This window comes from Streptomyces sp. NPDC054847 (assembly GCF_053610925.1).
This window is the reverse complement of the sequence record NZ_JBSGZJ010000180.1, coordinates 1-13,166: the sequence shown is the minus strand read 5'-3', so window position 1 is coordinate 13,166 and position 13,166 is coordinate 1. Positions and strand designations below refer to the sequence as shown.

10 protein-coding genes are annotated in these 13,166 nt (G+C 72.8%); 5 read left to right on the top strand and 5 right to left on the bottom strand.

All coding sequences use genetic code 11. From position 1 onward, the window contains the following. The 3 genes from ACWGH4_RS19170 to ACWGH4_RS19160 form a co-directional block, all read right to left on the bottom strand. Window positions 1-2,302 (bottom strand): SpoIIE family protein phosphatase (locus tag ACWGH4_RS19170; protein ID WP_453462128.1); only part of this gene is annotated, 2,302 nt, incomplete at its 3' end. A 219-nt stretch (window positions 2,303-2,521) separates the two neighbouring features. Next, entirely contained in the window at window positions 2,522-4,930 is a 2,409-nt protein-coding gene (locus ACWGH4_RS19165) for an MFS transporter (protein WP_453462131.1), read from the bottom strand. Window positions 4,931-5,144: 214 nt separating this feature from the next. Further along, the gene (locus ACWGH4_RS19160) at window positions 5,145-5,588 is read right to left on the bottom strand and encodes an SRPBCC family protein (protein WP_364595629.1); all 444 of its coding nucleotides are present in this window, start codon (window positions 5,586-5,588) and stop codon (window positions 5,145-5,147) included. A gap of 136 nt (window positions 5,589-5,724) precedes the next feature. Between ACWGH4_RS19160 and ACWGH4_RS19155 the strand changes: the two genes are divergently transcribed. From ACWGH4_RS19155 to ACWGH4_RS19145, 3 genes are all read left to right on the top strand, one after another. Beyond that, the gene (locus ACWGH4_RS19155) at window positions 5,725-6,768 is read left to right on the top strand and encodes an Rv2578c family radical SAM protein (RefSeq protein WP_453462125.1); all 1,044 of its coding nucleotides are present in this window, start codon (window positions 5,725-5,727) and stop codon (window positions 6,766-6,768) included. A gap of 94 nt (window positions 6,769-6,862) precedes the next feature. Further along, window positions 6,863-7,402: a GNAT family N-acetyltransferase gene (locus ACWGH4_RS19150; protein ID WP_441261666.1), complete on the top strand. Its 540-nt coding sequence runs from the start codon at window positions 6,863-6,865 to the stop codon at window positions 7,400-7,402. 129 nt (window positions 7,403-7,531) lie between these two features. Further along, a complete protein-coding gene (locus tag ACWGH4_RS19145) occupies window positions 7,532-7,753 on the top strand; it encodes a hypothetical protein (RefSeq protein ID WP_453462122.1) in 222 nt (73 codons plus the stop codon). A 138-nt stretch (window positions 7,754-7,891) separates the two neighbouring features. Here the strand turns inward: ACWGH4_RS19145 and ACWGH4_RS19140 are convergent, their stop codons facing one another. Beyond that, window positions 7,892-9,850, bottom strand: a complete 1,959-nt coding sequence (locus ACWGH4_RS19140; protein WP_453462119.1) for a SulP family inorganic anion transporter — start codon at window positions 9,848-9,850, stop codon at window positions 7,892-7,894. Window positions 9,851-9,906: 56 nt separating this feature from the next. After that, complete coding sequence (locus ACWGH4_RS19135) at window positions 9,907-10,521, bottom strand: carbonic anhydrase (RefSeq protein ID WP_453462116.1); 615 nt, start codon at window positions 10,519-10,521, stop codon at window positions 9,907-9,909. Between the two features lie 342 nt (window positions 10,522-10,863). Here ACWGH4_RS19135 and ACWGH4_RS19130 point away from each other — a divergent pair, with 342 nt between their 5' ends. Further along, window positions 10,864-11,751, top strand: a complete 888-nt coding sequence (locus tag ACWGH4_RS19130) for a winged helix-turn-helix domain-containing protein (protein ID WP_453462113.1) — start codon at window positions 10,864-10,866, stop codon at window positions 11,749-11,751. Further along, window positions 11,748-13,166 (top strand): sensor histidine kinase (locus tag ACWGH4_RS19125; RefSeq protein ID WP_453462110.1); only part of this gene is annotated, 1,419 nt, incomplete at its 3' end. The genes ACWGH4_RS19130 and ACWGH4_RS19125, both read left to right, overlap by 4 nt.

Below are 13,166 nucleotides of genomic sequence, written 5' to 3'. Positions count from 1 at the left end.
GGGTGTGGTCGTCGTCCGCCACCTCGCACAGCAGCGAATCGGCCCGCACGAGCCGCAGTTCGGCGCGGCGGCCGGAGGCGTGCCGCACCGCGTTGGCGACGACCTCGCCGACCAGGAGCTCCGCCGTGCCGGTGAGTTTCCCGAGCCCCCAGGCGTTCAACTGTCCTCGCACCAGTCGCCGTGCCCGCGCCGCCTCCGGCGGCTCGAGCGAGAGCTCCCAGGTGGCGACGGAGCCGGGGTCGATGCCGTTCAGCCGCGCCATCAGCAGGGCCACGTCGTCCTTGCGCCCGCCACGCGTGTTCAGCGCGCGGATGATGGTGTCGCAGGCGTCGTCCATCGACGCCGCGGGGTGCGCGGCGGACTCGCAGAGCGTCGCGAGACCCACGCCGATGTCCTCGCCGCGTACCTCCACCAGCCCGTCGGTGCACATCACGAGCCGGTCACCGGGCGACACCGCGACACGGACACTGCGGAAGGGCACCCCGCCCACCCCGATGGGCGCTCCCGACGGCAGTTCCAGCAGTTCGCTGCGGCCGTCGGCGGCGCGGACGAGCACCGGGGGCACATGGCCCGCGTTGGCCAGCTCCAGCTCGCCGCGGACCGGGTCGTACACCGCGTAGACGCAGGTGGCCAGGTAGTGCTCGCCGAGGCGCTGGGCGAGGTCGTCGAGGTTGCGCAGGAGTTGGGCGGGCGGCAGGTCGAGCGCCGCCATCGTCTGCACCGCGGTACGCAACTGGCCCATCATCGCCGCGGAGTTGAGCCCGTGGCCCATCACGTCGCCGACGACGAGCGCGGTACGTGAGCCCGGCAGCTTCACGGAGTCGAACCAGTCGCCGCCGACCCGGCCCAGCATCGTCCCCGGCAGATAGCGGGTCGCCGTGTCGCAGCCCGCCGTGCGCGGGGCGACCTGCGGCAGCATCGAGTCCTGGAGCGTCTCCGCGACGTTCTCCTGGTAGGTGTACATACGGGCGTTGTCGAGCACCAGCCCCGCACGGGCGGCCAGTTCGGCGCCGGTGACGCGGTCCATGTCGTTGAACAGGGGCCGCTCGGGGTGGCGCAGCAGGATCATGCAGCCGAGGACCACGTTGCGTGCCTTGAGCGGTGCGACCAGCATGGACCGGCCGTTGATCAGCGGGCGCATGTCCCGCTTGTCGAACTGCTCGGCCATGGCGGTGCCCATCTCCTCCGTGATGCGCGGCACCAGGACCGGCTCACCGGAGACCATGCACTGGAAGAACGGGGTGTGGGCGGGGAACGGCATGGACTCGCCGACGGGGACGATGTCGTCCCAGCGGCCGGGCTCGTCGACGTGCTCGAACGCCACCCGGTGCCACATGGTCGTCGCGTCGGGGTCCCCGTCGCAGAAGCCCTCGCCGGCGACGACCTCCTCCCGCAGATAGGTGCAGGCCACGTCGCTGAAACGGGGCACGATCGCGGAGCTGATCTCCCGGATGGTGCGGGCGAGGTCCAGTGAGGAGCCGATCCGGCCGCTGACCTCGTTCAGGAACTCCAGGCGTTCGCGCACCGCGGCGTATTCGAGGTCCGGCTCGAACTCCGCCTCCTCCACGGGGTGCCCGGCCGCGTGGGCCTGCTCGGCCGCCTGCTGCCGTGCCCTGCGGGCGGCGCGGCGGGGCACGCCCCAGTCGGGGGTGACGGGCACCCGGTCGTGGTGGCTGAACTCGAGGACGGGGTAGCCGAGGTCGAGGATCCGGGAGACGATCCGCGTCGACTCCCGCACGCTCATGCTGGGCAGGATCTCCGGGAGCCGGCGCGCCAGTTCCTCGGCGCCGGGGAATTCGGTGTGCAGGGCGAAGCCGGGCGCGATCCGTTCGACGCTGCCTTCGTCGGTCCCGAGCCGCCCCGCGTCCGCCGCGAGGACGAGCAGCCGCTCCTCGCCGGGGCCCACCATCGGATACGCCCACCACAGCACGTCGACCCGGTCCTGGCCCAGCTCGGAGACCCGGGCACGGCCGGCCGTCGGATAGGCGGTGAGTCCGCCCAGGCACGCGTCCAGGCCCTGCCCGAGTCCGCTGTACGCGCTGCATCCGGGGCAGGGGCCGATGCCGTCGCCGCCGTGCTCCGCCTCATGGTCGCAGTCCTGACCGGCCAGGGCGCCGGAGACCGGCAGCAGTTCGACGGCCGGACGCCCGACCGCCTCCGCCCTCGCGGGGCCGAAGAGGCGGCGCGCACCGGTGGACCAGTGCGACACCAGGCCGTCACCGTCCACGACGATCACGGCAAGCGGAATCCGTCCGGCCACCGGGTACCGCTGCCGGGGCACCGGCGGAACGCCACTGTCCATGAGTGGATTGCTCCTTCCCCGCCGCCAGGAGACAACGGCCTTGTTCACCACGGTAGGGGTATCTCCACGCCCGGCGCCGGGCGTTGGCGGAAGAGGTCGTGCGCCGTCGCGAAGCCGGCGGACGGCCGAGCGGGCGCAGGCCTCCCGGGGCGCCGGCGCGCCGCGCCGCGTGCGCCCCCCTCACCCCGCAGGTGGGAAGGGGCGCCGCGGGCCCTGGAGTCAGTCGGCGTGACCGAGTTGCAGGTCGCGCTCGGTGCGCCCGCCGCCGGCTACCTGGAGCACGGTCGCGACCGGCGGGTAGCCCGACGCGATGACCGTGTACTCGCCCGACGACAGGTCGACGAAGCGGAATGTGCCGTCGGGCCCGGTGGTGAGCGTGTCGACCACGTTGCCGGCCGCGTCGAGCAGGGTCACGCGGGCGTCGTCGACCGGCCGGCCGTCGCCCGCCCGCACGGTTCCGCGCAGCACGGCGCCGCCGGCCAGCTCGATGTCCTGGCGGGTCTCCCGGGACGCCTGCACGCTGACGGGGTGTGCGGCGGGCCGGAAGGCGGGAGCGCTGGCCGCCAGGGTGTACTCCCCCGCCACCAGTTCGCTGATCACATAGCTGCCCTCGCGCCCGCTGCGGGTCGTGGCCACGACCTCGCCGCGCACGTCGGTGAGGGTGACGGCAGCATCCCGTACGGGGCTGCCGTCGGCGGTGACGACCATCCCGGCGAGGCGGCCGGCGCCGCCGAGGACCACGTCGAGGTCGACGGGCCGCTCGCCGACGGTGACCGTGACGGCCTGGGGCTGGTGGCCGCCCGCGGCCGCGATCATCACGTACGCCCCCGGGCCGGGGGCGCTCAGCGCGTACCGGCCGTCCTCGCCGCTCGCGCCCCGGCCGATCTGGGTGCCCTGCACGTCGATCAGGGTCAGTGCGGCGCGCGGGACGCTGGTGCCGTCGTGGTGCTGGACGGTGCCGCAGACGGGCACACCGGCCTGGTGCGGAGCGGCCGGCTGCCCGGCGGCGGGCGCGGGGGCGGTCCGGGCGTGCGGCACGGCGGCGTCGGCGGGGGCGTTGTGGGACACCAGCGGTCTCTCCTTGAGGAAGAAGGCGATGAGCAGGCCGAGGACGAGCACCGGCACGAGGTAGAGGAAGATCCGCGGCATCGCGTCGGCGTAGGCCTGTACGTACGCGTCGCGCAGCGCGGGCGGCATGGCGTGCACCAGCTGCGGAGTGATGGCGGCCGGGTCGGGCAGGCCCGCGCCGGCCGGGACGCGGTCGGCGAGCGCGTCGGTGAGCCGGTCGGCGAAGAGCGTGCCGAAGACGGCGGCGCCGACGCTGCCGCCGATCTGCCGGAAGTAGTTGTTGGCGCTCGTCGCGGTGCCGAGGTCGGCGGGCGGCACGGCGTTCTGCACGGCGAGGATCAGGACCGGCATCACCAGCCCGATGCCGACGCCGAGGACCGCCTGCCCGATGCTGTACTCGAGCCGGGAGGTGTCCACCTCCAGCCGGGACAGCAGCCACATGCCGACGACCGAGATCGCGCTGCCGAGCACCGGGTAGACCTTGTAGCGACCGGTGCGGCTGATGAGCTGGCCGGAGACGATCGAGGCGACGACGACCCCGCCCATCATCGGCAGCATCAGCAGGCCCGACTCGGTGGCACTGGCCCCGTCGACCATCTGGAGGAACGTCGGCAGGTAGCTCGCAGCGCCGAAGAGGGCGATGCCGACGACCGCGCCGACGAGCGAGGTGATGTTGAAGACGGAGTCCTTGAACAGGCGGAGCGGGATGACCGGTTCGGGTGCGTAGCGCTCGACGACGAGGAAGAGCACGGTACTTGCCGCGGCACCGGCGCCGAGTCCGAGGATCACGCGGGAGTCCCACGCATACTCGGTGCCGCCCCAACTGGTGAGCAGCACCAGGCAGGTGGAGGCGGCGGCGAGGAACAGCACGCCGAGGACGTCGAGTCGGGCCCTGCCCTCGGGCCTGGGCAGTTTGAGGACCACGCTGACGACGACGAGGGTGATCAGGCCGAAGGGGACGTTGAAGTAGAAGCACCAGCGCCAGGAGGCGTGATCGGTGAAGAACCCGCCGAGCAGCGGACCGGCGACGGAGGCGAGCCCGAAGGCGGCGCCGATCAGCCCCATGAAACGGCCGCGTTCACGCGGCGGCACGATGTCGGCGATGATCGCCTGCACACCGATCATGAGCCCGCCTGCGCCGAGGCCCTGCACGGCGCGGAAGGCGATCAGCTCGTTCATGGTGCGCGACCAGCCGGCCAGGGCGGAGCCGACGACGAAGACGACGATGGCGAACTGGAAGACGCCCTTGCGGCCGTAGAGGTCGCCGAGCTTGCCGTAGACGGGCAGACCGATGGTGGCGGTGAGCAGATACGCGGTGATCGCCCACGACATCCGGTCCAGCCCGTGCAGCTCACCGACGATCTTCGGGAGCGCTGTGGCGACGATCATCTGCTCGAGCGCGGCGAGCAGCAGCGCGAGCATCAGGCCCATGAACACGAGCCGTACGCGGCGGGGGCCGAGCGGCGCGGGGGCGCTCTCCGCGGCGTGCGGCGGCGGGTCCGCGGGTCCGGCGGAGGCCGGCGCGGCCTGCTCGTCCTGCACCAGAGTGATGCCGCCCACGTCCCTGCTCCCCTCGTCGCACTGCGCGGCGTCATTCTTCGCATTGCGCATGAAGGGGGAGCAAGTCGGTCACGACCCCGGCCAGGCGTTCGAGAGCGCCCTCAACGCGCCCCGCAGAGGGCGTATTTGGGGTGCCCACCAGCGGCTTTCCCCGGACCCGGCGCGCGCCGGGCGCACTACCGGGCCACAGGGAAGACCACTCGAACCGGTGAGGTTACTTCTCCACGTTCGCGGCGAGGTTGGCGAGCACCGCGTCGTAGATCCGGCCGAGCCCCTTGGGGGCGAAGGTCTTCTCGAAGAAGCCGCCGATGCCGCCCGCGCCGTTCCAGACGGTCCGCACGACGACCCGGGACTTCCCCTCGCCGGCCGGGGTGACCGTCCAGGTGGTGACCATGGAGGAGTTGCGGTCCTTCTCGACCAGTTCGCCGTCCTTCGGCTCCGTGACCTCGAGCAGGCAGTCCCGGACGCGCTTGCTGGTCGCCTGGAGCTTCCAGTGGACGAGGGTGCCCTCGCCGTCGCCGCCCTCACGGACCTCGTACTCGCTGAAGTGCTCGGGCAGGAGCTTCGCACGGGTGTTCTCGTAGTCGGCCACGGCATCGAACACCGTCTCCGCGTCCGCCGCGACGATCCGTTCCGTGGTGGCTTCGACCTGCGCCATTTCGTTGCTCCTCCAGCACTAGCTCCAGCGGGATGCGGCTAGCCAACCACCTCGGGCCCGGGCCCCCAAATCGCGCTTGCGGCGATCGTGGGAACAGGTGTTCTATTCTGGGGTCAGTGCGAACGAGGAGGCACCCATGCGCTGGGACAATCTGGCAGAAAGCCCCGCCACATCAGGGGACGCCGCCCTGTTCGGGACGTCGGCCGTCACCACCCGGACCTTCGACACGCCCGAATTCAGGGGCATCACCTTCCACGAGGTGCGCGCCCGTTCGATTCTCAACCGGGTGCCCGGAGCGTCCCGGATGCCGTTCGAATGGACGGTGAACCCGTACCGCGGCTGCTCCCACGCCTGCGTGTACTGCTTCGCCCGCAAGACCCACAGCTATCTGGACCTCGACACCGGCATCGGCTTCGACTCCCAGATCGTCGTCAAGGTCAACGCCCCCGAGCTGCTGCGCCGCCAGCTCGCCTCCCGGCAGTGGCAGGGGGCGCACATCGCCATGGGCACCAACGTCGACTGCTACCAGCGCGCCGAGGGCCGCTACCGGCTGATGCCCGGCATCATCTCCGCTCTGCGCGACCACGCGAACCCGTTCTCCATCCTCACCAAGGGCACCCTGATCCTGCGCGACCTGGACTTGCTGCGGCAGGCCGCGGAGGTCACCGAGGTCGGCGTGTCCGTCTCCGTCGGCTTCACCGACCGCGAGCTGTGGCGCACCGTCGAACCCGGCACCCCCTCCCCCGAGCGCCGGCTCGACGCCGTACGCACCCTCACCGACCACGGCATCGGCTGCGGTGTCCTGATGGCGCCGGTCATCCCCTTCCTCGGCGACCGTCCGGACCAGCTGCGCGCGACGGTCCGGGCGATCGCCGACGCCGGGGCCACCTCCGTCACCCCGCTCGTGCTGCACCTGCGGCCGGGCGCCCGCGAGTGGTTCATGGCCTGGCTGCGCGAACACCATCCGCACCTGGTGGCACGCTACGAACGTCTTTACGCGGAGGGCGCCTACGCGCCGAGGTGGTACCAGCGCCGGATCACCCGTCATGTGCACGAACTGGCCACCGAGTTCGGCATCGGCCCGGCCTCCCGGCCCGGCGGGCACCGGCGCCTGCCGGTACGCGGCGAGCCGGAGACCCTGCCCGCCGGCGACGAACCCACCCAGCTGACACTGCTCTGACCCGCCGTCACCGGCGGGTGACGGATTATTGGTGGCGTCGGCGAGAGCCGGCGGGCAGTCTGCGGTGCAGAACGGCGAGGGAGGGCGCGTACCGATGACGGTGAAGGTGCGGGACATGACCGTCGACGACTGCGAGGCGGTGGCGGCGATCCGGGTGGGCGGGTGGCGCTACGCGTACGCCGGGCTGATGCCCCAGTCGTATCTGGACGCCATGAGCGTCGAGGAGGACGCGGTACGCCGCCGCCGGTACCTGGCCGACGGCACCGAGGTCACCAACGTGGTCGCGGAGCGGGACGGGGACGTGATCGGCTGGGGCTGCTTCGGACCGGCCAGGGACGAGGACGCCCCGCCCGGAACCTGCGAGCTCTACGCCCTCTACGTGCTGCCCGAGCGGATATCCTCCGGCGTCGGCCACGCGCTGACGGCAGAGCTGACCGGTCGCGCACGGGCGAGCGGCTTCACGCTGATGCAGCTGTGGGTCCTCAAGGACAACGCACGCGCCCGCCGCTTCTACGAGCGGGCCGGATTCCTGCCGGACGGCAGGGAGGAGCCCTTCGAGGTCGACGGCGTCGCCGTCCCCGAAGTGCGCTACGCACGGTGGCTGGCGGCGCCCTCGGCGGCCGCCGGCGCCTGAGCCTCAACCAGATGCACCGCATCCCACCGGCGAAGGAGATCGTCCGGGCCCGCCGCCTTTTTGCGCTTTCCGCAAAGAACTTGGTCAGATCGCCGCGGCGGAGGCACGTTGGTGTCGGAGGTGGTCACGATGACCCGACATTCCCGGCCCGGTCCGGAACCCACACCTCGTCCGGAGGGGCTCGGCGCCGGCATGACCGCCGACCTCGCCGCCGATCTCGACGCCGGTCTCGACGCCGGTCCCGTCGAGGAGACCCGCCGCTCCGCGGGGGCCCGCGACGATCCCTTCTCCCCCGAATCCGAAGCCCGGGTGTGCGAACGGATCCTGGGCGACCGCCGCCACGGCCTGTGAGACACGGCAAGGCCACGACTGGGCCGTCCTGATCGACGAGACCCGCCCCGGCCCCCGCCGGCGTCCACCACACCCGCGACGCCGTCCCACGGGCGCAACGCGTGCGGTGACCCGCCGACGGTCCCGGGACCGGACGTGTCAGCCGAGGCCGTCGAAGACGTCGTACGGGCCGGGAGCCCGCGCGTCGCGACGGCCGCCTCCGGCGGGGTTCCACCGGCTCGTGTCGCCGCCGTGCGCAGCCCCTTGGGCGGGGGCAGCGTCGCGGCGGGCGGCCTCACCCACGTATGCCTGCTCCCACTCGCCGACATCGAACTCTTGCGTCGTGGCGGTGCCCGTGAACTCCCGCTCTGGAGCGAAGGGTTCGGCTTCGGTGCGAGGCGGGGCGGCCACCCGGCCCTGGGCCGGCCACTCCGTGGGGTACGGGAGGTCCGGCAGCTCCTCCCCCGCCGCCCGGGGCACGCCGTCTCCGTGCGGCGGTCCGCCGGGTTCCACCGCGGGAGCACCCTTCGGGCCGCTGGGGAGCAGCAGTTCCACCCGGACCGTTCCACCCTTGCGCTGCTGGGCGACGAACTCGTCGATCTGGGTGCGGCAGGCGTGGTCGAGGTGGGTCATGGCCGTGAGGTCGAGCCGGATCCGTGGGCTGCCGGCCGCGGCGACGGCGTCGAGCGCGTCGAGCAGCTGCGGGAGCCTGATGAAAGTGGCGCTGCCGGTCATCGTGAGTTTTGCCGTGTCCCCGTCGGTGCTGTGCCGCACGGTGGTCCGGGACATGCGGAGCACGGCGAGCACGACCCCCGCGGCCAGACCGATGAGGACGCCTTCCAGCAGGGCCGTACCGAAGATCGCGAAGGTGGTGACGACCATCACGACCGCCTCTCCCTTGTCCTGCTTCCACAGCCGCGGGAACTGTTCCGGCGCGAGGAGTTTCCAGCCGCTGTGCACCAGCACACCGGCCAGCACCGTGATGGGGATCAACGCGAGGAGGCCGGGCAGCAGCAGGGCGAAGCCCAGCAGCCACAGGCCGTGCAGGGTACGGGAGAGCCGTGTCCTCGCTCCCGCCTGGACGTTGGCCGAACTGCGCGCGACCACGGCCGTCATGGGCAGCGCGCCCAGGGAGCCGCACACCGTGTTGCCGACGCCCTGGGAGAGCAGTTCGCTGTTGTAGCGGGTGCGGGGGCCGGTGTGCATACGGTCCACGGCGGCGGCGGTGAACAGGCTCTCCGCCGAGGCGATCACCGTGAAGGTGAGCACGGTGGCCAGCACGGCCGGGTCGGCCAGCGAGGCGAACTCGGCGGCGCCGGGAAAGTGCACGGAGGCCGTCAGATCGCCCACGCGCAGGGTGTCGATCCGCACCCCCGGCAGCGCGGCAACGGCCATTCCCACGGCGACCGCGACGAGCGGAGCCGGCACCTTGGCCACGGGGCCGGGAACCTTCTTCCAGGCGAAGCACAGCGCCACGGTCGCGAGTCCGAGCGCCGTGGCGATCAGCGCGTCGGTCGTACTCAGGGCCGTGGTGACCAGACCGGGCAGGCCCAGCGCGTTCTCCACGGGGGTACCCGGAGCCTTGCTGTCGGCCAGCACATAGGACTGGCTGATCATGAGGGGCAGGCCGATGCCCGCCAGCATGCCCTGGACGACGGCGACGGAGATCGCCTGGAACATCCGGCCGAGCTTGACGAGCGCGAGGGCGATCTGGAGGACTCCTGACGCCAGCACGATGACGCCGAGCGTCGCCGCTCCGTGCGCGGCGATGGCCTCCGCGACCAGCGCGGCGAGTCCTGCGGCGGGTCCGCTCACCTGGAGGGTGCTGCCGCGCATCAGGCCGACGAGCAGCCCGCCGACCACACCGGAGACGATGCCGAGTTCGGCGGGCGCGCCAGAGGCGACAGCCACTCCGATGCACAGGGGCAGGGCGACGAGGAAGACGACGAACGACGCCACGATCTCGGTGACGAGTGAGGCTCCGCGCAGTTCTTCGGCGAGGGTGGGGCGCCGGTCCACGGGCGCGCCGCCCGAGCGGCGCCCGGCGGGGGGACGGGTGGGGAAGGTCCTGCTCGGGGGGCGTGCGTGACGGGCGCGTTTTCGGGTGGGGGAAGTCATGAAGGGAGTCCTTTGGGGGGAGCCGTTCGGTGCGACGGGGGCCGAGCGGGTGGGCGTCAGCGGGCCTCGAACGTCCCGTCGTCCCCGAGCTCCAGCAGCGCTCCGCTCTCGACGCGGTAGTACCAGCCGTGCAGGCGGAGTTCGCCCGCGGCAATGAGCCGGCCGGCCGCCGGGTAGGAGCCGAGCACGGCGAGCTGGTGCACGATGTTGCGCTGCACGATCCGCTCGAGCCGCGCGTCCTTGCCGGGGCGCGGGCCGGGGTGCGCGCCGAGGTACGGAGTGAGGGCGGGCCGCACCAGCGACAGCCACGCCTCGACGCCCGGGAGCCCGGACAGGTCGCTGCCCGAGGCCAGGGCGTCCATCGCCCCGCAGTGCGAGTGGCCGCACACCACCACGTCCCGTACGCCGAGCACCTCGAGGGCGTACTCGATGGTGGCGGCCTCGCCGGAGGGGACGCCCGAGCCGGGCGGGGGCACGATGTTGCCGGCGTTGCGCAGTTCGAACACCTCGCCGGGACCGGCGCCGGTGATGAGCGCGGGAACGACGCGGGAGTCCGAGCAGCTGATGACCATGGCCTCGGGCGACTGGCCGGCCGCGAGGGCGCGAAGGGTGTCGGCGTCCCTGCCCGGATTCCGGTGGAAGGAGCGGGCATGGTCGAGAAGGGCCTGCATGGTTGCCTCCTGGGGGTTCGCAGCGGCGCTCGCCACGGGGGCGGCACCTGCGGACTGTGGCAACGACCGTAGGGACGCGGTCGTCAGAGCCGGGCCAGCAGCACGTCAAGGCGCGCCCATGATCCGGCCAGTTCTCTGCGACGGCAGGGTGTGTACGAAGAACAGCCCCCGGAACGCGGGTCGTCGGGCGTGGGATGAGTCACGATCTTCCCGGCGATTCCCTGTTGTACGGTGCAGATGCCGAACTCGCCCTGTGTACAAGGCACTTGAGACGCGGCCCGGCCGCGTGTGCCGGCAGGGCCCCCGACGTGTCGCCGAGAACGGACGGATGGGAGGACGACCATGCGGGTGTTGCTCATCGAGGACGACGACACCATCGCCGAGCCCCTGGCCGAAGGTCTGGCGCGCTACGGGCTGGCGGTGGCACGGGTCGCCACCGGCACCGAGGCGCTCGGCGCCCCCTACGGCGACATCGTGCTGCTGGATCTCGGCCTGCCCGACATCGACGGGATCGACGTCTGCCGGCGCATCCGTCAGGTCTCCGACGTGCCCATCATCATGCTCACGGCGCGGGGCGGGGAGGCCGACCGGATCGTGGGTCTGGAGATCGGGGCCGACGACTACCTGGCGAAACCTTTCAGCATTCGTGAGCTGATCGCCCGGGTCCGGGCGGTCACGCGGCGCACGGCCGTTGCCGCCCACGGCTTCACGGGCCCGCCGGAACCGGCCCGCCCGGCTGTGGTGACCGCCCTGCCGGAGCCTTCTGCCGGAGCACCCGGCACGGGTCCGGCGGCCGGTGCCCGCACCGGGCGGCCCTCCGGTGCGGCGGAGGCCGCCCGGCCGGGAGGGCTCGTCGTCGACCGGCGCACCCGCCAGGTCCGGCTGGGTGCCGAACAAGTGGCTCTCACGCCGAAGGAGTTCGACCTGCTGGCGCTGCTGGCGGAGGATCCCGGTGCCGTCTACACCCGCCGGCAGATCATCGACCAGGTGTGGGATCCGCACTTCCACGGCCCGACCAGGACGCTGGACGTCCACGTGGCGACCCTGCGGCGCAAGCTCGGTGACGCCCGCTGGATCGAGACCGTGCGCGGTGTGGGTTTCCGGCTGACCGACGACGTCTCCGTCCCCGGCCAGGCCGCTGCCTCCGACCGCGTCCCACCGCTCCCTGACCGCGTCCCAGCCGTTCCCGACCGCGTGCCACCGGGCCCTGATCGGGTGCAGCCACCGTGACCCGCCGGCTGCGGCTGAGCTACCTCACCCTCGTCGTGCTGGTGCTGCTCAGCCTGGAGATACCGCTGGGCATCGTCTACGGCGGCGCGGAGCGACAGCGGGTGGTGCGCGCCGCGGAGGACGAGGCCGAGGCGCTCGCCGCGTACGCGCGGCTCTCCCTGCGCTCCGACCAGACTGCGGCGCTCGCCCGCCGGGTGATCCACTGTGCCGAGCGGATCGACGGAGACGTGTTCGTCCTCGACCGCGACGGGAGGGTCCGCGCGGCGTCACGCCCGATGAGCGACCGCGAGGCCCGGGACATGCTGGACCGCAGGCACGTGCGCGCCGCACTGGGCGGGCGGGCGGCCACCGACGTGCGCACCGGCGGCTACGGCCGGGTGGAGGTGCTGGCCGCGGCGGCCCCGGTGACCGCCGGGGCATCGCGTTCCGGTGCGGTGCACCTGACACTGCCCACGGAGGTGGTCTCCCAGCGGGTGCACCGGGTCTGGCTGACGCTCGCCGTCGCGGGACTGCTCGTCCTGACGGCCTTTGCCGGGCTGGGACTCGCCGTGGCGCGCTGGACCGGCCGCCCCATCATGGAGCTGGAGGCCGTCACCGCCCGGCTGGCCCGCGGCGACCTCTCCGTCCGCGCGACGCTGGCGACGACCACGGGCCCGCCCGAGGTCCGCCGGCTGGCCGGCACCTTCAACGACACCGCCGCGCGCCTGGAGCATGTGATGCGTTCGCAGCGGGCGTTCGCGGGCGAGGCGTCCCACCAGCTCAAGACACCGCTCGCCGCGCTGCGGCTGAGACTGGACAATCTGGAGCCCGGGATCGCTCCCGGCTCCCGCGCCAATCTGACCGCCGCGATGACGGAGACCGAACGGCTGGCCCGGATGGTCGAGACGCTGCTCGCCATGGCCCGGCTCGAGGAGCACGCGACCGCCCGCGTGCCGGTCGACGTCGACCGCTGCGCCCGTGAACGGGCCGCCACCTGGGGACCGTTGTTCGCCTCCCGCGGATGCCGGCTGACCCTCGGCGGCGAGCGCGTCGGCCATGCGCTCGCCGTACCGGGCGCGGTGGAACAGATCCTGGACAACCTGCTCTCCAACGCCCTGCGGGTGTCCGGGCCGGGGACCGAGGTCCGGCTCGAGACCCGCCCGGTGCGCGCTTCTCGGCGGGCGCCGCGCGAAGCACGCTCCCCCTGGGCGGAGTTGCACGTCATCGACGAGGGTCCGGGCCTGCCACCGGAGCAACGCGCCCGCGCCTTCGACCGCTTCTGGCGCGCACCGGGCGCTGCCGCCGGCGGCAGCGGCCTCGGACTCGCCCTGGTGCAGCGGCTCGCCGTCGCCGGCGGCGGGCGGGCCACGCTGGAGGAGGCCCCGTACGGCGGTGTGGACGCGGTGGTCCGCCTGCCCTCTGTGCCGCCCCGGCCG